Origin of the sequence: Mucilaginibacter gossypii, from assembly GCF_017569325.2 — a bacterium.
Classification (GTDB): Bacteria; Bacteroidota; Bacteroidia; order Sphingobacteriales; family Sphingobacteriaceae; genus Mucilaginibacter; species Mucilaginibacter gossypii.
On record NZ_CP071878.2, the window covers coordinates 5,730,976 to 5,751,327 of the forward strand.

The 20,352-nt window shown below is 43.9% G+C and carries 18 protein-coding genes; 9 read left to right on the plus strand and 9 right to left on the minus strand.

Going from position 1 to position 20,352, the window contains the following annotated elements; translation table 11 throughout:
* Positions 1-106: 106 nt before the first annotated feature.
* On the minus strand, positions 107-490 hold the full coding sequence (locus tag J3L18_RS24260) for a VOC family protein (RefSeq protein ID WP_129569454.1): 384 nt from the start codon (positions 488-490) through the stop codon (positions 107-109).
* 44 nt (positions 491-534) lie between these two features.
* Positions 535-1,020, minus strand: a complete 486-nt coding sequence (locus J3L18_RS24265) for a peptide deformylase (RefSeq protein ID WP_129569455.1) — start codon at positions 1,018-1,020, stop codon at positions 535-537.
* A gap of 157 nt (positions 1,021-1,177) precedes the next feature.
* Between J3L18_RS24265 and J3L18_RS24270 the strand changes: the two genes are divergently transcribed.
* From J3L18_RS24270 to J3L18_RS24300, 7 genes are all read left to right on the plus strand, one after another.
* The gene (locus J3L18_RS24270) at positions 1,178-1,750 is read left to right on the plus strand and encodes a Crp/Fnr family transcriptional regulator (protein ID WP_129569456.1); all 573 of its coding nucleotides are present in this window, start codon (positions 1,178-1,180) and stop codon (positions 1,748-1,750) included.
* 109 nt (positions 1,751-1,859) lie between these two features.
* Entirely contained in the window at positions 1,860-2,393 is a 534-nt protein-coding gene (locus J3L18_RS24275) for a YceI family protein (protein ID WP_129569457.1), read from the plus strand.
* A 27-nt stretch (positions 2,394-2,420) separates the two neighbouring features.
* A complete protein-coding gene (locus J3L18_RS24280; protein ID WP_129569458.1) occupies positions 2,421-2,639 on the plus strand; it encodes a tautomerase family protein in 219 nt (72 codons plus the stop codon).
* Between the two features lie 4 nt (positions 2,640-2,643).
* Entirely contained in the window at positions 2,644-3,378 is a 735-nt protein-coding gene (locus J3L18_RS24285; protein ID WP_112655908.1) for an SDR family NAD(P)-dependent oxidoreductase, read from the plus strand.
* Between the two features lie 72 nt (positions 3,379-3,450).
* Entirely contained in the window at positions 3,451-3,828 is a 378-nt protein-coding gene (locus tag J3L18_RS24290; protein WP_208102391.1) for a nuclear transport factor 2 family protein, read from the plus strand.
* A gap of 121 nt (positions 3,829-3,949) precedes the next feature.
* Entirely contained in the window at positions 3,950-5,026 is a 1,077-nt protein-coding gene (locus tag J3L18_RS24295) for an NAD(P)H-dependent flavin oxidoreductase (RefSeq protein ID WP_129569460.1), read from the plus strand.
* The gene (locus tag J3L18_RS24300) at positions 5,023-5,772 is read left to right on the plus strand and encodes an MBL fold metallo-hydrolase (RefSeq protein WP_129569461.1); all 750 of its coding nucleotides are present in this window, start codon (positions 5,023-5,025) and stop codon (positions 5,770-5,772) included. The genes J3L18_RS24295 and J3L18_RS24300 overlap by 4 nt, the downstream gene beginning before the upstream one ends.
* A 16-nt stretch (positions 5,773-5,788) precedes the next feature.
* Here the strand turns inward: J3L18_RS24300 and J3L18_RS24305 are convergent, their stop codons facing one another.
* The 7 genes from J3L18_RS24305 to J3L18_RS24335 are packed head-to-tail and all read right to left on the minus strand — an operon-like array spanning position 5,789 to position 16,988.
* Positions 5,789-7,048, minus strand: coding sequence for a cation:proton antiporter (locus J3L18_RS24305; RefSeq protein WP_129569462.1), 1,260 nt, complete (start codon positions 7,046-7,048; stop codon positions 5,789-5,791).
* A 23-nt stretch (positions 7,049-7,071) separates the two neighbouring features.
* Positions 7,072-8,373, minus strand: a complete 1,302-nt coding sequence (gene flxY, locus J3L18_RS24310; protein ID WP_223266166.1) for a flexirubin biosynthesis putative acyl-CoA ligase FlxY — start codon at positions 8,371-8,373, stop codon at positions 7,072-7,074.
* Positions 8,370-8,747 carry a holo-ACP synthase gene (gene acpS, locus J3L18_RS24315; RefSeq protein ID WP_129569463.1) on the minus strand — a complete coding sequence of 126 codons (378 nt, stop codon included), beginning with the start codon at positions 8,745-8,747 and terminating at the stop codon, positions 8,370-8,372. The genes flxY and acpS overlap by 4 nt, the downstream gene beginning before the upstream one ends.
* Positions 8,744-10,426, minus strand: coding sequence for a C45 family autoproteolytic acyltransferase/hydrolase (locus J3L18_RS24320; RefSeq protein ID WP_129569464.1), 1,683 nt, complete (start codon positions 10,424-10,426; stop codon positions 8,744-8,746). The genes acpS and J3L18_RS24320 overlap by 4 nt, the downstream gene beginning before the upstream one ends.
* The gene (locus J3L18_RS24325; RefSeq protein WP_129569465.1) at positions 10,419-11,933 is read right to left on the minus strand and encodes a phytoene desaturase family protein; all 1,515 of its coding nucleotides are present in this window, start codon (positions 11,931-11,933) and stop codon (positions 10,419-10,421) included. The genes J3L18_RS24320 and J3L18_RS24325 overlap by 8 nt, the downstream gene beginning before the upstream one ends.
* Complete coding sequence (locus J3L18_RS24330) at positions 11,934-15,788, minus strand: 1-acyl-sn-glycerol-3-phosphate acyltransferase (protein ID WP_129569466.1); 3,855 nt, start codon at positions 15,786-15,788, stop codon at positions 11,934-11,936.
* A 3-nt stretch (positions 15,789-15,791) separates the two neighbouring features.
* Complete coding sequence (locus J3L18_RS24335; protein ID WP_129569467.1) at positions 15,792-16,988, minus strand: DUF2062 domain-containing protein; 1,197 nt, start codon at positions 16,986-16,988, stop codon at positions 15,792-15,794.
* Positions 16,989-17,822: 834 nt separating this feature from the next.
* Between J3L18_RS24335 and flxA the strand changes: the two genes are divergently transcribed.
* On the plus strand, positions 17,823-19,442 hold the full coding sequence (flxA, locus tag J3L18_RS24340; RefSeq protein ID WP_243771440.1) for a flexirubin biosynthesis tyrosine ammonia-lyase FlxA: 1,620 nt from the start codon (positions 17,823-17,825) through the stop codon (positions 19,440-19,442).
* Positions 19,439-20,167, plus strand: a complete 729-nt coding sequence (gene flxB, locus J3L18_RS24345; RefSeq protein ID WP_129569468.1) for a flexirubin biosynthesis SDR family reductase FlxB — start codon at positions 19,439-19,441, stop codon at positions 20,165-20,167. Before flxA ends, flxB begins: the two co-directional genes overlap by 4 nt.
* Positions 20,168-20,352: the final 185 nt, after the last annotated feature.

Consider the following 20,352-nt stretch of genomic DNA (forward strand, 5'->3'; position numbering starts at 1 on the left):
CAGCTATGACCACACTTTACCCCTATACGTTACAGGCGTTTTTAATTTTTTATTTAACCGCCGTATTATAAGAAGCTTTGGTGACCGGATTTTGGCAGCTTTGGGCTCAACCCAGCAAATCCCATAAATTACCAAAGGGATCTTTAAAAACGGCAACCGTGCCGTATGGTTCCGCCTGGGGTTCACGAACGAAGATGATGTTTTTGTCCTGCATCGCACGGTAATCGCGCCAAAAATCATCGGTCCTTAAAAAAAGAAATACGCGGCCACCCGTTTGCTGTCCTATCCGACTTTTTTGTTCATCACCTACGGCCTTTGCTAACAGCAAGCTACACTCAAATGCCCCCCTGGGCCTTACCAAAACCCATCTTTTATTTTCATTGATCGGTGTGTCTTCGACCAGGTCGAAATTCAATTTTTCTACATAGAATTGAATTGCTTCGTCATAGTCATTAACCACCAATGTAATGTGTGTTATAAATTGCTTCATAAGCAGAAAAATAAGATGAATACATCAACAGTTAAAAAAACTTACTACAGCCGCCATTTAAATGACATGCTGTCGATAGCCCGCATAGTACATAAAATACCATTTAAATGATCATGCTCGTGCTGCATCAGTTCAGACAGGGCATCCATCATTACCCACTGTTGTTGCTGCCAGTTTTCGTCGAGGTAATTTACCGTGATGGTTTTATGTCTTTTAACTTTTACCAGCAGGTTAGGAAAGCTCATGCAATCGTCCCAAAGTTCAAAAAGTTCATCACTGGCGTCCTGTATTTCGGGGTTGATGAAAACTACAGGCTTGTCAATATTCATGTAAACGAGGCGTTTCATAATGCCCAATTGGGGGGCAGCGATAGCCCGGCCGAAGTTGTATTTCAGCCTGATCTCCTGCATTACATGGTGCATGTATTCAACCCAACCGCTTACCAGCGGCAATTCGTTTCGTAATACCGGCGGGCAAACCTGGTAAAGGCGCTCATCGCCAAGCAGCAAAATATCGTTCAATTTTTTCATTCCATAGTAAAACGTAAATTTATTACTTACGGAATCACTTTAATCCCTCATGAATTGCTTTAACTTTATATCAAGACCCAAATAAGCGGAAATGCGGGAAAGTTAAACATTGACTTTCTTATACAAATAAAGTTTTTTTGTAGTTATTTTATATCACATGCAGCCAAAAGAAATTTTAAAAGAGCACGTAAGCAAAACCGCCTCGCTGACCGACGAGCAGTTCGATTATTTCTTTTCGCATTTTACCTACAAAACATTTAAAAAAGGGCAAACTATAATCGGGGAAGGTGATAAAGTAGACTGTGAGTATTTTGTACTTTCGGGCTATCTGAAGTCGTTTTTTATTAACGACGACATGAAAATGTTCATCCTGCAGTTTGCCATGCCTACCTGGTGGGCTTCAGATTATAACGCGCTTTACAGCGGTGAACGTGCTACAATTAGCCTGGATTGTATTACCGATGCCGAAGTACTTTGCCTCACCGGCCAGGACCGCGAAAAGCTTTGCAATGAAATTCACGCAAGCGAGCACTTTTTTCGCTGGCGTACCAACAAGGGCTATGTAGCTGCTCAAAAAAGGCTGCTGTCATTTATGAATAACAACGCCAGGCATCGTTATGAAGAGCTACTGGCGCAGTACCCTACTTTGTATAATGTGGTTCCTAAACAATTAATAGCATCATACTTAGGCGTTTCAAGGGAAACATTGAGCCGTTTATACCATTCTTAAAATGTGATGTACATCACATAAATAAAGTGGTATTTCAATTGTGATGTAGGTCACACAGTTTCCAGGCCATTAGTCCCCAACTTTGTATTGTCATTAAAGACATAACAAAATGGAAACTCAAAAATTTGAAATCATCAGCGCAAAAAGTAACATCGACTGGATTGGTCGTAAAGTTACAGGCGCACACAATGGTACCATCGCTATAAAAGAAGGCTCTTTAACTTTTGCAGATGGACAATTAACCGGCGGTAAATTCGATATAGACACCACCTCTATTAAAATTCTTGACATAACTGACCCGGCTACCAACGCCCAGTTTGCAGGCCACCTTGCTTCCGACGACTTCTTTAATTCAGAAAACTATCCTGAAGCTCAATTTGTGGTTACTGCGATCAACAAAGGCAGCAACGGCACTTATCGGATCACCGGCGACCTGACCATAAAAGGCATTACCCATGCTGTAGGTTTTGATGCGCAAGTTAACCGCGCTGCCGATACGGTAAGCGCAACCGGTAAAGTTGTGGTCGACCGTACCAAATATGGTATGAGGTTTCGTTCCGGAAACTTTTTTAAAGACCTGGGCGATACACTTATCTACAACGATTTTGACCTGAATGTAAACATAACCGCAAAAGCTGTTTAAAACAGCTTTTGCTTAAAAACTAAAGCCATGCCATACGTAAAAATTGAACTGACCCGCGAAGGTGTTACCCGCGAGCAGAAACAAATCCTGATAAAGGGTGTAACCGATTTGATTACCGATACCCTGAACAAAGACCCGCATTTAACCCATGTAGTGATCAGCGAAATTGAGCTGGATGATTGGGGATATGCCGGCGAACAGACATCAGTATTAAGAGAAAAAGGCATCACTGCCAACAAGAAATAAAAAAATGAAAAAGCAAACAATAATCGTTACCGGAGCATCATCCGGTATCGGTAAAGAAATAGCCCGTTATTTTTTAGAAAAGGGCGATAACGTAGTCATCAACTCAACAACTGCCGATAAACTGGAAGCTGTTTACCAGGAGCTTGGTGCAGGTGATAACCTGGCCATGGTTGCCGGAAACGTAAGCGATAAAGCCACAGGCGAAAAGCTGGCCCAAACAGCCCTTGATAAATTTGGAAGCGTAGATGTGCTGATCAACAACGCCGGTATTTTTGAAACCAGGCCGTTTCTTGAAGTTGATGAAGCCTACCTCGACCGTTTTTTAAACACCAACCTTAAAGGTACTTACTTCACCACCCAGGCTGCGATTCCGCAAATGCTTAAACAGCATGATGGTGTGGTGATCAATATAGGTACACCATTGGTTAACCATGCTCTTGGCGGAGTTCCCATTACAGCACAAATGGCATCAAAAGGTGCAATACACGCGCTTACTATACAACTGGCCGGCGAGTTTGGTAAAGATAATATCCGGGTAAATACCATTGCGCCCGGTACTATCCGTACCCCAATGCACGGTGATGATGCCGACCAAAGCGCAGGATTACACCTGCTGAACCGGGTGGGCGAAGTTGAGGACGTAGCCCAAATGGTGTACGCCGTTGCCAAAAACAATTTCATCAGCGGGGCCATTATCAATGTTGATGGTGGCATGGCAGCAGGCCATAATTTAAATTAAGTGTAAAATTCTTTTGTCAATCGCATTATGCCTTGCTTAGCAGCAGGCATAATGTTTAATTTATCAATAAAAATGGAAACTAACGATCAAAGTAAAGCTGCTATTGAACAGGCGCTTGAAAATTACTACTTCAAAGGGATTTATGAAGGTAATTTGGATTTGTTAAACCAGGTAATGAATGCCGGCACCCTGCTTTTTGGCGATGTAAAAGGACAGCCTTATGCCAAAACATTGGATGTTTATTTGGATGGGGTAAAAAACAGGGTAAGCCCTAAGGATTCTGGCAAACCATTTAACGGGAAAATCATTTCTGTTAAAGCAGTAAATTCAATTGCAGTTGCCGAAGTACAGGTAAAAATGTACGATTATAACTATCATGAGTTTTTATCGTTCCATAAACTCGACAGCAAGTGGCTCATTGTAAATAAAATGATCAGCGATACGAATTAATTTCGTTTGAGTGATAAATTGACCTATAGTCTTTAGTCTAAAGTCATAAGTTCTAAGTGTATAAAAGAGAAAATCAGACTTGCGACTTCAGACTTTGTACTATCGACTTAATACTAAAACCATGTGGTATAACACAAAAGCAACGGAACTATTAGGTATTGATTACCCTATTTTGCAGGGGCCTTTTGGCGGTAATTTATCGTCGGTTGAATTGGTAGCCGCGGTATCAAATGCCGGCGGGCTGGGCGGCTACGGGGCTTACACCCTGAGCGCGCCCGAAATTGCAGCGGTAGATAAACAGATCAAAGCAGCAACCAATAAACCGTACAACATTAACATATGGGTTTCGGAAACCGATGCACTTGACGGTGCAGCTACCGATGCGCAGTATGAACATGCAACACAATTGTTTAAACCCTATTTTGATGAAGCCGGGATCCCATTGCCGCCCAAGCCCGATCCTTTTAAATTACGGTTCGAAAACCAGTTGCAGGTGATCCTTGACCTACGCCCAAAAGTATTCAGCTTTATGTTTGGCACGTTGCCTGCCGATGTGATGGAGCAGTGCCGTAAGTTAGGCATCGTTACTGTAGGCGCAGCTACCACGCTGGATGAGGCTATAGCATTGGAGGCAAGCGGGGTGGACCTGATCATAGCCTCGGGCTTTGAAGCGGGCGGTCACAGGCCATCATTCCTTGCCCCCGCCGAATCATCAACCACCGGTACTTTTGTGTTACTTCAACTAATTAAGGAGAAAGTAAAAGTGCCCGTTATTGCCGCCGGGGGCATTGCTAATGGCCGGGGGGTAGCCGGAGCCTTAACATTAGGTGCCGATGCTGTACAGATAGGGACTGCTTTTTTGGCCGTTGATGAATCGGGTGCGCTTCCTATCCACAGGCAAATGCTGTTCTCAGATGCAGCGAAATATACTACCTTATCCCGCGCGTTTACCGGCAGGCTTGGCCGGGGTATTACCAGCAGGGTTGCTAAAGACCTGGCCGGAAAGGAAGCCGAATTTTTACCCTTTCCCCTGCAAACAACTTTTATGTCGCCTTTGAGAAAAGCCGCGCTTGAGCAGCAAAAATGGGATATGATTTTGTTTTGGGGCGGACAGATAGCACCAATATTGAAACACACCAATGCCACCGCGCTGATGCAATCATTAATTGAAGACACTACTAAAATTATGAACCCATGAAAAGCGAAGTTAATGTAACCTACTTAGGCGGACCAACCATCATTTTAGAGATCGGCGGCTTAAGGCTCATGACCGACCCTACGCTTGACCCCGCGGGTGAGCAGTTCATGATCAACGATAAGCCTGCTTACCATAAAACCGAAGGCCCGGCAACTACCGACATCGGTAAAATAGATGTGGTTTTACTAAGCCATGACCAGCACGGGGATAATCTTGACCATGCTGGCCGGGAGTTGCTTAAACAGGTTGATAAAACATTAACCACCAAAATAGGAGCCGAAAGATTAGGCGGCAATACCCTTGGCCTGGCACCATGGGAAAGTATAGCGCTTAACGATGAAGTGGTTATAACAGGTGCACCTGCAAGGCATGGCCCCGCTGGCAGTGAAAAACTTACCGGTGATGTAACGGGTTTTATTATAACTATCGCCGGGCTCCAGATCTATATCACCGGAGATACCGTATTTTATGATGGCGTAAAGGAGGTTGCAGAAAAATTTAAACCTCAATATGTATTCATATTTGCCGGGGCAGCCAAACCCCGCGGCCCGTTCAATGTAACTATGGGCACCAATGATGCTATTGATACCGCTTTTGCCTTTCCTGATGCTACAATTATTCCAGTGCATTTTGAGGGCTGGTCGCATTATACCGAAACGGGCGAGATGCTGCAGCAGTCATTTAACGCGCTGGGTATTGGCGGCCAGCTCAGGATTTTAGAGCCGGGCGTAAAAACAAGTTTATAACCAATTACTGGTATCATTACCGCTCGTGGCCGGTAATTTGGGGTTCTGATAAAATTTCGGGTTCTTCAATTGATGCAACCACCTTTTTAGCGGCGCGCTCTGTAGCAAATGATGCAACCACGCAGGTAACCAGTATCAATATAATGGTGCCGTTCAGGATATTGTCGTCAATAATCTGCGCCTTATATCCCACTAAAATAATGGCAAGGGTAGCCGCAGCATGTGCACTGCTTAAACCGAAAATGAGGTTACGCTGTATGCCCGAATATTTGAATATTTTTTGGGTAGATAATGCCGCCAGCCATTTACCCAGCAAGGCTCCAAGCGTTAAGCTTACTGCCACAATGGTAGCCTGCGGTCCGCGGCCCAGCACACGCAAATCAACCAGCATACCTACACTGATCAGGAAGAATGGAATAAATATGGCATTACCCACAAAATCGATCCTGCTCATTAGGGTTGATGACTGCTGTACTGCTTTATTTAAAGCAAGCCCCGCCACAAAGGCCCCTATAATGGGTTCAACCCCTGCCAGCTGGGATAAAAAGGCCGACACAAACACAATAAAAAGCACAAACACATATGGCAGTGTTTTACTATCGCGATAGCGGTTAAAAAACCAGTTTGCCAACGGCGGGATCAGCACAAACATAATGAACGCGAATATCGAAAGCGAAATCATCAGCTGCAGCCAGAAGCCGAACCCCAGCCCCCCATCCTTAGCGCCCATAATTACAGGCAGCAAAATCAGTACGGCGGTATCGGTCAATATGGTGCCCCCTACACTTATGGCGACGGCCTCATTTTTTGCGACGCCATATTTGCTCACTATGGGATAGGCCACGAGTGTATGCGTGGCAAACATACTGGCCGTTAAGGCCGATGTTATTAACGAATAACCGAGCGCATAATAACAAACAGGAAAACCGATGAGTATTGGGATGCAGAAAGTAAAGAAGCCAAACACAAAGCTTTTATGTTTCTTCTGCTTAAACTCGTTCAGATCAAGCTCGATGCCGGCAATGAACATAATATAGAGCAGCCCGATGGTAGAGAACAGCTCAACCGCCGAGTTTTTGGTGAGCAGGTTTAACCCATGCGGACCAACCGCTATGCCAGCCATAATAAAACCCACAATACCCGGAATTTTGAACTTGCCCATGATGATTGGAGCAAGTAATATGATCAACAATATCAGCGAAAAAACAAGTACCGGGTTACTAAACGGCAGCTCAAGCTGTTGTGTTAACCGGCCCAGGATATCGGTATTATGCATGGGGCAAAGTTAGCAGATAATAGCTACTTTCTTTTATCGATAAACTTAACAGGCTTGCGTACCGCTTCAGGGAATTGTAATTTCTGCATCTCATCGTGCTTCAGATAGGTGATATGCGGGCTCACCCTTAGCCTGGCCTGCAAATTAGCCCGGATCTTGCGGTCGCATTCATCGGTATAGTTAACAGGCAACAGGTGAAGCAGTACTTCGTCCATACCTATCTCATTCGAGTACACTTCGGCTACAAAATCTTTGATCTCTTCCATGCCATTCAGAAGATCAAACAACGCCGGAGGGTAAAGGGTTGTACCCTTAAATTTGATCATCTGCTTTTTACGGCCGACTATAGAAGATAGCCTGATACTTGTACGACCGCAGCCACATGGTTCATCAAAATAATGGCAGATATCCCCGGTTTTATATCGTAATAACGGCATACCCTCAACGCCAAGCGTGGTAATGGTAACCTCCCCCGATTCACCCGGAGCAACGGGGTTATTATGCTCATCCAACACTTCAACTATCAATAGCTCCGGTTGGTGATGTCCACCCCTGCCCTCGCCGCATTCGGTAAAAGCGGTCTGCATTTCGGTAGAGGCATAGGTTGAATACAGCCTGATATCCCAGGCTTCGGTGATCTTTTGACCTAAAATATTCAGGCTGAAATCAGTATTGCGGATATTCTCCCCAATACAAACCGCCTTTTTAACCGACGATGTGTTGATATCGATATCATGCTCCTGCGCAAAATAGATCAGTTTTAAAATAAAAGAAGGTACCGCTACAATGGCCGTAGGTTTTAACCTCAAAATAGTTTCCCATTGTAATGACGGCACACCAGGTCCAAGCCTGATAATCCCCGCCCCTATTTTGCGGATACCCGAATAATAGGCCATTCCGGCCATAAACTGCCTGTCGAGCGTAAGCATGAGTTGGTACAGGTCAGCCGCCGAGCCATCGGCACAGGTGAAAGAATTGTATTCGTTATAAGCAAGCCGTTCCAAATCAATTTCGGTAAGGGCAATAGTTACCGGGCTGCCTAAAGTGCCGGAGGTGGAACTGTACTCAATGATCCTCCCCTTATCCACACATAAAAAATCGTCGTTGCGTTTTTGCAGGTCTTCTTTAGTGGTGGTCGGGATCAAACGCAGGTCATCAAGCGTTTTGACCTGGTTGATATCGATCTGATGTGCTGCGAAAAGGTCTTTATAAAAAGGCGAGTTTTGGCTGAGGTAAGCGAGCAACTCCTGTAGCTTTTGCTCCTGGTATTTTACAACCTCGTGTTGGGGTTGGTGTGCTAATGGTTTAGGGTGTTGTGTTATCACTGTTCAATAATTACCACGGCCGATGCCATTGTTTTTAAATGGGTTAATGATACGGAAATTTTTAACGGCCCGTTACGGTTAATCACTCCCGCGCTTTCGCCGGTAGGTTCTAAAATGGGCTTGCCGTTTTCATCATTGCTGATCTCAATTTCGTTAAAGGCGGTATCTTTTAGCCAGCCCGAGCCCAGTGCTTTAAAAAAAGCCTCTTTGGCGGCAAAGCGGGCGGCATAATGCTGATACTTATTGGTCTTACTCTCGCAATAGGCTATCTCTTTTGCCGAAAATACCAGCTCACGAAAACCCTGTTCTTTAGCAATACTGCTTTGCACACGCTCCACCTCTATCATATCAATACCTACGCCTAAAACTGTCATGAGCTTACCTTTTTAGTACATTTTTCAACCTGCTTTTTGATATAGTTTTCCTCGTTTACGGTTGCAATTACTTTGGTTAAAGCCGTTTTGTAATACCCGAGGGCTTTTTTATACTCGTTATGTTTAAACGAATAATCGCCGGCAATCACATACGCGTGGTAAAATTGCGGATTGCTGGCCACCACGCTATCGGGGTTAATCTCTTCACCGTCAAAAGCTTTTTGTTTCAGCGTACGATAGGTTATAAAATTACGATAAGCCCGGGTGTTCAAAAACGTATCGGGCTTAATGGTAAGCGCGGTATCCATAATTTCATGATCAGTTTGCATGCCTTTCATGGCGAAGATCTTTTTCAAATCATAAGCCGCAAACTCCCCCAGTTGCCATGGCGAGGTGGAAACCCAAACCAGCAGCTTCTGCGGTTCAAACACTACCGAGTGGTGCGCTATCAATTGGTTCAGCGCTTTCTCATTGCCCATACCAATATCTTCTCCGTGCAGGCCCTGGCGGTTACGTAAAATATCAACTGTTTTTTGCACGGTGTTCTTGCCTTCGACATTCAGCAGTTCCATTAAACGCTGGTAACGATAGGGCGAAGCGCTATTACTTAGCTGCACCAGGTTTTCTTTAGAGTGTGCCAGTCCTTTGCTTTGAAAGTGGTTGGCGCAAACAATATAGCTTTGGCGAGGATCATACACATCCAGCGTATCGGGTGTTTTCTCGATCACTACGGCCTTGTTATCTTCGGCCGAAGCTACCAGGAAAGATTCGGACACAAACATTTTGCGTTTTTTGGCTATCGCGATGGCCTCTTTAATGTTTTGGGCGTATTGCAAGATCTCACGGGCCACTAAAGATACTGGTGTAGCCGAGCCTGATGGGATATTGGTTTTGTCGGCATTGATGGTAACGCTCAAACCTTTTTCGTTCATACCCGATACCGCACCTACAAATCCGCCCCAGGTAATGGTCATAAATTTATGCCCTTCAGATGGATTGAAGAACGCCACTATTTTATCGTGCGCAAAATTATCGCCTACATAAAAATCAAAGTTCCGACCAACAATCATGGTACCATCGGCCGAGCGATCATTCCAGGTACCGAACGAGGTGCAGCCCACCAGCGCCATGCTCTGCAAAGCGTGACCAATATCATGTGCAGCATGGTAATTCAAAATTCGCTGATAGTTAGAGCCGATATACTGGTATTTATCCGAAGCTGATTTAGAGATGCCGTAGATTTCCTCTTTATACTCTTCGCTCACATTTTTGGCCAGATCGCGGTTAAACCAGGCTATAAAATATTTCAGGAACGACAGGTAGGATTTTGAAGGGATGATCTTATTGATCTGGTCGGTAAAATAAACCTCCTGGTTTACTACCAACTCTTTGCTCAACTTACCGTTGATGACCCCGCGCTCAAAAGGCTTACCCTCTACATACATTTCAAACAAACCACTCTTACTTTTCCGGAACCAGTTGTTATTAATGGTATAAAACCCCGGTGATGGCTGTTTTCGTTGTAATTGCAGGCTGCTCAAGTCGGCAGGTTTGGGTGGATAATCGATAGCTACGCAGTACAGGTAAGTAAAACCGATCAGCAGCAAGCCCACAAACACAAGGCCTGTGTACAGTAACCTTTTTCTAAATTTTTTCCAGCTGAATTTCCTGTTACGCATTTCTTATTTTATCTATCAGATCATCATTGCCCAACAAAGCGCAACAGGTTACAATCCCGCTCATGGCGGCGCCTAAAATTCCATGTAAATTAAGGTTTTGCCCGGTGAAGTACAAATTAGGCAGTTTGGTGCGCGGCGAAATAAACGTTTTCAGCGGGTGTTTATAATCCTTGGCAATGCCATAAAGCGAACCATCATCGTTGCCAATATAATCACGGTATGAAAGCGGCGTGGCGGTGTAGTACGAATAGATCTTTTCCCGTAAACCCGGAAATTTCAGTTCCACATCATCCAGTAAAACTTCGGCTTTGCGCTTTTTAAATTGCTCGTAAGTTTCTCCCCGATAGGCTTCGTCAGATACCGTATTGAAAGTATCTTCCCAGGGTTTTACTTCCTCATAGCGCATATAGGCCAGTATGGTCATGCCATCAGCGTATTCTTTATTTTTTGAGGATGGTGTCATGAACACGGCATAGCCCAGCGGCCAGTTTTGCTGTGTATAATCGGTCATGTGCCATACCTGCCCATCCTTAAAGCTGTATACATTATGGCTAAAATATTTAAATGAATCTTTTTTAAATACGATGTTGATAGTGAACGATGACACCGAATTTTCCAGGCTTTTTAACCGGTTACGGTATACGTTCTTGATCACTGATGAGTCCGTCATTTCCAATGTTTTCACCGGGTGAATGTTGGATATAAAATGACCGGCATACAGCTTTTCGCCATGCTGCAATTCAACATGCGTTATTTTACCATCCTGCTCCACTAATTTTTTTACAGCTTTATTCCGGATGATAACGCCACCCCTGTCGCGGATATTGCGGGCAATGAGTTTAGCAATCTGCGAACCTCCGTCAACACATTTCCAGGAGCTTTCAATGTAGCTGTTAAGGATAAGCGCATGAACGTATAGTGGTGTTTTATCGGCCTGCCCGGCGTATAGTGAATTGTTGCCGGCCAGTACCTGCTGCAATTTTTTATTGTTGGTGATAGATGCCAGGAAAGCCTCCGTGTCCACCTCCAGCACATCGGCCTTTTCATAAAAATCATCCGACGAGCGCAGGTTATACAGCGGAAACTTATCGCAAACCTCTTTCAGTTTATCACAATATGCTCGTAAAGCAGGCTCTTCATCCGGGAAACAAACCAGCAACTGTTTAATGAAATTATCGTAGCCCTGGGCCTGCGGATACTCAACCGGATCGTTATCGATCATGATCTTATCAAAAGCATCGGGGTTTTGCTTTTCCAGTTTCAAGTTATCAATAATATCGATATACTTAAAGATCTGGTATAGATTTTGCCCCTTATCGAGCCCGCCGAGATAATGCACCCCCGAATCAAAGATCACCCTGTCGCGTACGTAGGTTTGCAGCGAGCCGCCAAGCTGCTTGTTTTTTTCAACTACACAAACCCGGTAACCTTCACGACCGAGTATATCGGCGCAAACCAAACCGCCCATGCCACTGCCAATGATCAGTACATCAAACTTATCGTCCATTTAAACCGGCTGCCCTTCCTTTTTAATCACAAAAATAATATTTGAGGTGTATTTCGTGTTGTCAATCTCGGCGACTGAAAGATTATGCGCTGCCGCTATGTCCCGCACCATTTTTCCCGAAAGGAACGAAAGACCATTTGCTCCCGTTTTATTAAAGCCAAGCAACTTGGTCGAAAAAGTTTCGGTGAGCTCCGTTCCCTTATGCCTTTCCTCCATATCCTTATTGCCATCCCTGATAATGAGCGTACCGCCGGGATTTAAATTGGCAATACATTTTTCTATCAACTGCTTTTGCTCAGCAGGCCGTAAATAATGCAGCATATCAGCCATGATAATGACATCGTATCGCTGCATTTCAAAAGCAAGCGCATCGGCATAAACAAAATTGATCTCAGCCGTTTTGCTGAAACAATTGTTGGCTACTTCTATCTTTTCCTCATCATAATCAACCCCGGTAAACTTGCGCCCCAGCGCTGCAAAATGCAGCATGTAGGGCATAAAGCCATAACCGCAACCCAAATCAAGCATTTTGCCCTGGTTAGGCAGCAGGTCATGAAATACCTGGTAATTTTTTTCCAACCGTACTTTAATGCGCATATACCATTCCAGCACCGGGCCTTTATACAGGTAGTTATAAAACAGTTGCTCTTTAAAATAAGCTGGTTGCTCAATTTCGGTGCTTAGCTTTTGATATTCTTCTTTAAAATAACGGCTGATATTTTTGGTGCGTTCGGCGTAGACTGTACCGAATGAAGCATCACCGGCAGCAATACGAGGCAGGTATTTTATGGTTATTGTGCCATTCTTCAGCAGGAAATCACCTTTGGTCATGTTGTAGCCGGTTCCGTGCAACATGATGGGCAGGATATCCATACCTAATTGTTCGGCTAAAAAGAAAGCCCCTTTATGAAAACGCTTCATTTTGCCATCAGGCGAACGGCTGCCTTCAGGAAAAATCACCATCGAAAAGCCTTGCTTCACTTTTTCGGCCAGCTCATCGATATTCTGCTCCACTCCTTCGGCCACCGGGAAGTAGCCCGCCATCCGCACCACTGCGCCAAAAACCGGCGAGTTCCAAACCCAGTGATTGGTAAACAAGATCAGCTTAGGGTGCTGCATGATCAGTACCAGGATATCTAAAAACGATTGGTGATTACTGATCACCACGGCAGGTTTCTCAAAACTGTCTTTATCCACTACACGCTTACGCAGGTTAGGCATAATGTACATCATCGACCAGCAAAACTTCGACAGGATAGCATGATAAACATATTTGCTCCTTGGTCCTTTAAACGGGTTGAGCTTGATAAGGAACAAGCCGATCAAGCTTGATAACAAACAACCGCTCACAAAATAAGTGAACGCGAAAACCGAGATTATGAAGCCGCTCAATGTCCATGGGAAGCGTTTGGCTTTTACCCGGTTCCTGATCAGCAGGTTAAACAAAAACGGGATCAGAATCTGGGCCATCACCACCACGCAAACTATGCCGATGATAGATATTAAGGCGATGGAACGCAACGCCGGGTGTTTGGCAAAGATCAGCACCCCCAAACCCACAACCGTAGTAATGGCTGATAGAAAGATGGACGACTTGTATGACGATAAATTCTTTTTGCCCGTTTTATATTCCTGCAGCAACCCATCCATAATAAACAGACTGTAATCATCGCCCAAACCAAATATCAGTGCCGATATAATGATGTTCACGATATTGAACTGGATGCCCAGCAAGCCCATCAAGCCCAAAATCCAGATCCAGGAAATAAACATCGGAATAAAAGAAACCAACGTAAGCTCAATACGCCCGTAAGTAAGCAGTAATACCGTAAACACCAGTAATGACGACATCACCGCGATACTGGTAAAATCATTGTTGATGATTCCCACCAATCGGTTTGTTAAGTATTGCTTATCAACAACAGTAACAGTTGGCGAATTTTCGAACAGGTTGTACAATTTGGCTTTATCGGATTGCGAGATCTTAACCAGTGTAATTACCCCTGCCCTGCCCGGTCGCTCGGTTATGTAATCATCCAACAAACTTTTCCGGATGCCGGCCATTTCATCCTGGCCAACTGGTTTAAAGTTTTTATTGATGAGTTCGTAAAAATGATCAAAAGCAGATGGTTTGAAACCTAAGGCAGCGCCTTCATTAACCAATACAGCCATTAACTGCTGTTTTTTTGCAGGTGTCCAGTAGTTATTCCAACGGGCAATGCGGGCTCTTTGCAGCGAATCAGAAATAATGAGCGATGATACGCCGGAGTATTTTTTGACGATATTCTTTTCTTTCAGTAATTCTATCTGTGCCGAGAGCTTTTCGTTAGTCCGGAGCGCATCATCCAATGTTTTGCCTTCGGCGAGAAAATATACCGATTGCAGGGCGTATTTATTAATAGCATTCAGCTTAGCTTCGGATGCTTTGAGTTTATCGGCCATGAAATTCATGCGGTTCATGTCCGTTTCAAAACTCACGTTCCGGGCTGTATAGCTGAATACTACGGTAAGAATGACAATAGTTGAAATAATAAACTTGTTATACTCGGGGTTATAGGCCGAAAGCCTATCAATCCACGAAAGCTGTGCTGTATGCTGATCCTGTTCTGTTTTTGACGCGATAAAATGTGGCAGGAACACCAGCGAGCAAAATGAAGCGCCGATCAAACTAAAGGCCGCAAACAGACCAAGATCTTTCAGCATTTCCGACTTTACAAATTCCAGGCACAAGAAACCGCCGATGGTTGTAAAACTCCCCACTGTAAGCGGCATAGCCAGATCACGGATCACCTGTTCAATACTGCGGGTATGCCTGTAATGGTTAAACACATGCAGCGAATAGTTAACCGCAATCCCCAACACCACCGAACCCGTACCTAAAGCTATTACCGAAATACTGCCTTTTACAAAGTAAATCACAGCCAGCGAAAACAATGCACCAAACAAAACCGGCACCAGTATCACCACCGGGGCCCGCTTTTTCCTGAAATAAAATCCCAGGAACACGATCAGGAAAACCACTGTAATGCCCTGCGTAAACATGGAGTCCTTACGCAATTGCAAGGCGTTGCCAACCGATACCGCTGTGGTACCAAAGTAGCTGCAGTTAACCGTTTTAAAGTTTTTAGTTTGTAAACTATCGATAACCTGGTCGATGCCTTTAAGCATTATCGCGTTCTCGCCGGTGTTATTGGGCGAATATTTTGGCGTAATAAACAGCAACAGGTTTTTGTGATCTTTGGTCATCACATAGCTATCATATAGTTCAAAATTTTCGTCGTATTGCAGCTGTTGCAATTTTTTAAGGCCGAGGTATGAGATGCCAACCGGGTCGGCGCTGATCATGCTTTTCAGCGCTAAACCGGCAGGCGAGGTTAGTGTGCGCAAATCGCGGGCAAGGGTTTCTTTTACCTGATCGGGGCGGATAAGTGTGTCAATATTTAAATAGTCACGCTCGGTAAGATAAATAGGCAGGTTTTTATTAATAGTGCCGAAAAGCGCCAGCACCAACCCCTCATCAACCTTTGCATTGATCTTACTTACATACCGTGGAAGTTTTTGCTGAACGGTTTCGGTAAAATTATCGGCAAAGGCTATAAGGCTATCGGGCTGCTGTTGTGTGGAATCTTTTAACGATACCATCACCACCAGCTTATCAACAAACTTGGAGTTTTGAAAAATATAGTTGAGTTTCTCTATCTTTTTATCCTTCGGCAGTATTTTGGAAATATCCTCCTCAAACCTTATCCTCGAAGCAAAAAAACCGATAAGCACAAAACTTAACGCAAACACTGTATAAAACAACGGCTTGCGGGCATTGAAATAATTATAGATGCCTACCAGGATTTTTTCCATGAATTACAGGGCGGGGACTGGCCTCCGCTTAAACAGCTTTAGTAACGCAAAAGTGAGCAATCCTGCTATAATACCCGCAAAAATTGCCAGCGAAATGCTGCCGTAAAGATATTGTTCCAAATGTTCGCCAATGGATTTAAGCGAAATTTTATCCAATGGGATATCCACATCCGTGCCGCCCATCCATAGGCTACCGGTTTTATAACTCAGAAAAATAATAACCGGGATCATGGGCGCAACGCTGATGTGGGCTGCCGTAACCACGATGGCTTTATTGAGCCTGAACAAAAAGGCCAGCGAAATAGCCACCAATAACTGGAAGCCCCAGATAGGCACAATCCCCATAAAAACGCCAAAAGCTACAGATTTAGCTTTTAACTGATGCGAGTGTTCAGGGTTAAAGAACAGGTTTTTGAGCATCTGCTTAGCTTTTTTTTTATCAAAAAGCGTCCTGAAAAAATCGCGGGGTTTGATGTATGCGAAAGTGATGATTACCAAAATAGTATTCAAAACGCTGATGCGTGAAAAATCCTGAAATGGACGAAAATGCGATACACGGGTTTCTTTCGGGGCATAGTAAACTTTTACCGGCACCCAGTCTATCTTAATACCTTTCCAGGCGGCACGGACAATTACCTCAATCTCAAACTCGTATTTACGGGTGATGAACCTGGTGTTTTTGAGCAGATAAATTGGATACAAACGGTAACCTGATTGCGTGTCGGGACATTTGATCCCGGTCTCCACCCCAAACCAAAAATTAGAAAACTTATGCCCGAAACTGCTTTTACCCGGCACCGACGATTGCTCCATATTACGCGAACCAATGATCAACGAATCCGGTTCCTGTTCCAGTTTTTCAATAAAAGCAGGCAGGTCGGTAGCAAAATGTTGCCCGTCCGAGTCAATGGTGATAGCGTGTTGATAACCCTGTTCAATTGCAAATTGAAATGCTTTTCTTAGCGCCCAGCCCTTACCCACATTGTTAGCATAGCTTACTGATTGTATTTGCGGGAATGACTGGATAATGGCAGGAGTGCTATCTGTCGAGCCATCATTTACCACGATAACCTGGTCGGTATAAGCTAAAACATCGGTAATAACAGCAGCCAGCGTGCCCTCGTTATTATAGGTGGGTATAATAACGCATACCTTTAACTGTTTAAACTTTGCCTGTATAGTTTGTAAGTTATCCGTCATATATCAATCGCACGTACCGGCTTCAGTCCAGGTTTTTATCAATGGGTTTTGTGGGTTTACGTTTAATGCTTTACAAAGTTATTGTTTCGGGTTAAATTAAACGTTAAATTTTTGTTGGGAGTACATATTCAATTAATATAGCATACTGAAAATATGCTAAGGCCTAACCAAGATCCCAGATAAATTATAAAGATTAAAAAGTCGATATCCGTTACTATTTTATTTTCTAATAGATCCCGGCCTCCACCTTTAGCCGGTGAAACGAATTCCCGTCGTTGCATTTTTATGCTGACGAATCTCAACAATTGAAAAAGCAATAATAAAGGAAGTGTATTGACAAGAGTTACAGACGGGTTTGCCATGCCTTCTTTTAATCCGGAATCTCCTTTAAAAAATAAAAATAGAACAAAGTGTACTATTCCGAAACACAACCAGATTAGGTATATTTTAAAGTTTCTTAATGATACGTATAGAAAGAAATAGGCAAACAACTGAAGCGATACAGAATACGCTATGATTGAGTTTTGCCTTGCTCTTATGCTTAAAATAAAAGGAGAACACACAATAACTACCGTTATTAAAGCGTAAATCACAATGGTAATGATCTCCCACTGTTTAAGTGCTTCGTAGTAAATAAGTGGTTTCTGTGCTTGAACTCTTTTCATTTAACAATAAGGTGCCTTATCAAAGGTACCATTTCGACATTTATATTTACTCGTCCCTCTCGCAATACCCGTCGGCCGAAGGCCGTTTAATAGTTGCCACTCGCCAGAGGCGAGCGGCGGCGTCATTTTTCTCAAATCCGAACATTTACCTTATTTTCGCCCTGATTTTGTGAAAAAGAGTAATCAAACCTTATTAAATAAAACTACTGTGCCCATACTACAGGTTGGAGGAAAAACCCTTACACTGGATGATTTTTACCAGGTAATTTTTAATAGTGCTACGATTGCTCCTGACGAACAGGCACTGCAAAAGGTAGAAGCCAGCTTTAATTTTCTTGGCAATTTTTCATCCAACAAGCTTATTTACGGCATTAACACCGGCTTTGGCCCAATGGCGCAATACAAGGTGAGCGATGAAAACCGCCTGCAATTGCAGTACAATCTCATCCGCAGCCATGCTTCGGGCGGAGGCAGTTTAATGCAGCCCCAACTGGTGAAAGCCTTGATGCTTGCCCGGCTTAACAGTTTTATGCAAGCCCATTCCGGTGTACACCCCGAACTGGTGAACCTGCTTGCCGAACTCATTAATAAAAACGTTACCCCGTGCATATTTGAACATGGCGGCGTAGGTGCCAGTGGCGACCTGATACAGTTAGCCCACCTTGCACTGGTTTTAATTGGCGAAGGCGAGGTGATTTATAACGGAGAGGTACAACCTACCGTTTCCGTTCTTGAACAACTGAACATCAAGCCACTTCAGATCCATATCCGCGAGGGGCTGGCCATTATCAACGGTACTTCGGCCATGACGGGGATCGGTTTGCTGAATATTATCCGTGCTAAAAAATTGCTGGACTGGTCGGTAATGTTATCGGCCATGATCAATGAGGTTGTAGGCGCTTTTGATGACCATTACTCGCACGAGCTAAACAGGGTTAAACATCATAAAGGACAAAACGCTATTGCCGCGCAATTGAGGGAAATCCTGAAGGATAGCCAAATGACCCGCAGCCGCTCAGAGCATTTATACAATCCCGAAAATATTGATCAGGAAGTTTTTGAGGATAAGGTGCAGGAATACTACTCGCTTCGTTGTGTTACGCAAATTCTCGGTCCGGTGTATGATACAATTGCTCAGGCAGAAAGCGTGGTTGTAGATGAACTGAATTCAGTGAACGATAATCCGGTTATCGATCATGAAAACCATAACATCTTCCACGGCGGTAATTTCCATGGCGATTATGTTTCGCTGGAGATGGATAAACTCAAAATTGCCATTACCCGTTTATCGATGCTGTCCGAAAGGCAGCTAAATTATCTGCTGAACGATAAGCTGAACCAGAAATTCCCACCATTTTTAAATTTAGGGGTACTGGGTTTCAACTTCGGGATGCAGGGTATGCAATTCACTGCTACCTCAACCGTTGCCGAAAACCAAACCCTTTCGTACCCCATGTACGTACACAGTATCCCAAACAATAATGATAACCAGGATATTGTAAGCATGGGTTGTAATGCGGCATTGTTAACCAAAAAAGTGATCGATAACAGTTTCGAGGTGCTGGCTATCCAGGCTATGACTTTGCTACAGGCTGTCGATTACCTTGATTGCGCCAAAAGGCTATCTACCCAAACCAACAAAGTTTATACAGACTTAAGGGCTATATTCCCTACATTTATTGAGGATAAACCCAAATACCAGGACCTGCAACGAGTAAAAGCCTATTTTGAAACTGCCGAAATATTTCCTGAATTTATTAAACCTTTTAACACCAAAAATATCATATGAAATGTGCATTAGTAACCGGCGGCTCAAGAGGAATTGGCAGGGCCATTTGCTACAAAATGGCCGCTATGGGTTATTATGTACTGGTTAATTATAAAGGTAATATCGATGAAGCCAACAATACCCTCGCCCAGATCAGGGAGAATGGCGGCGATGGCGAGCTGTTGCAATTTAATGTTGCCGATAAGAACGATATCCAACAAAAATTAGGCAGCTGGATAGAAACCAACACCGAAAAGTACATTGAAGTTTTAATAAACAACGCCGGCGTTAAAGATGATGGCCTGATGATGTGGATGACAGACCAGCAATGGGATGGCGTAATAAATACGAGCCTAAGTGGCTTCTTTTACGTTACGCGTTTAGTCCTTAACGGAATGCTGGTTAAAAAATACGGCCGGATTGTGAACGTGGTTTCGCTTTCGGGGTTGAAGGGCTTGCCAGGACAGGTAAATTATTCAGCTGCTAAAGCAGGTGTTATCGGTGCAACCAAGGCATTAGCGCAGGAGGTTGGTCGCAGGGGGATTACGGTAAATGCTGTAGCACCGGGGTTCATTGCTACAGATATGACTGCCGGGCTTGATGAAAAGGAACTTAAAGCGATGGTGCCATTAAAAAGATTTGGCACACCGGAAGAGGTTGCCCATGCTGTAGGATTTCTGGCTTCGCCGGAAGCTGCTTATATTACAGCTGAAGTGCTTTCGATAAATGGGGGGCTTTATTCATAAAAAAGAAAGCAACCTAACCTTGCGCTCGTTTTCAACGAGCGTTTATATGGTTTGGCGATTGCATCGCCAGTATCGCGTTACAAACGCTATCCCAGTTTAAGCACTCGTTGCAAACGAGCGCAAGAACAACAGTAACAAACACAAGAGTAATTAACTCTTAATATAAATTTAATTATAAGCTATTA

Coding starts and splice junctions, on each gene's coding strand:
- J3L18_RS24285 (WP_112655908.1), top strand. CDS start 2,644: ATGAAAAAGCAAACAATAATCGTTACCGGAGCATCATCCGGTATCGGT.
- J3L18_RS24295 (WP_129569460.1), top strand. CDS start 3,950: ATGTGGTATAACACAAAAGCAACGGAACTATTAGGTATTGATTACCCT.
- J3L18_RS24265 (WP_129569455.1), bottom strand. CDS start 1,020: ATGAAAAAATTGAACGATATTTTGCTGCTTGGCGATGAGCGCCTTTAC.
- J3L18_RS24305 (WP_129569462.1), bottom strand. CDS start 7,048: ATGCATAATACCGATATCCTGGGCCGGTTAACACAACAGCTTGAGCTG.
- acpS (WP_129569463.1), bottom strand. CDS start 8,747: ATGACAGTTTTAGGCGTAGGTATTGATATGATAGAGGTGGAGCGTGTG.
- J3L18_RS24280 (WP_129569458.1), top strand. CDS start 2,421: ATGCCATACGTAAAAATTGAACTGACCCGCGAAGGTGTTACCCGCGAG.
- J3L18_RS24330 (WP_129569466.1), bottom strand. CDS start 15,788: ATGGAAAAAATCCTGGTAGGCATCTATAATTATTTCAATGCCCGCAAG.
- J3L18_RS24300 (WP_129569461.1), top strand. CDS start 5,023: ATGAAAAGCGAAGTTAATGTAACCTACTTAGGCGGACCAACCATCATT.
- J3L18_RS24325 (WP_129569465.1), bottom strand. CDS start 11,933: ATGGACGATAAGTTTGATGTACTGATCATTGGCAGTGGCATGGGCGGT.
- J3L18_RS24275 (WP_129569457.1), top strand. CDS start 1,860: ATGGAAACTCAAAAATTTGAAATCATCAGCGCAAAAAGTAACATCGAC.
- J3L18_RS24290 (WP_208102391.1), top strand. CDS start 3,451: ATGGAAACTAACGATCAAAGTAAAGCTGCTATTGAACAGGCGCTTGAA.
- flxB (WP_129569468.1), top strand. CDS start 19,439: ATGAAATGTGCATTAGTAACCGGCGGCTCAAGAGGAATTGGCAGGGCC.
- J3L18_RS24335 (WP_129569467.1), bottom strand. CDS start 16,988: ATGACGGATAACTTACAAACTATACAGGCAAAGTTTAAACAGTTAAAG.
- J3L18_RS24320 (WP_129569464.1), bottom strand. CDS start 10,426: ATGCGTAACAGGAAATTCAGCTGGAAAAAATTTAGAAAAAGGTTACTG.
- J3L18_RS24260 (WP_129569454.1), bottom strand. CDS start 490: ATGAAGCAATTTATAACACACATTACATTGGTGGTTAATGACTATGAC.
- J3L18_RS24270 (WP_129569456.1), top strand. CDS start 1,178: ATGCAGCCAAAAGAAATTTTAAAAGAGCACGTAAGCAAAACCGCCTCG.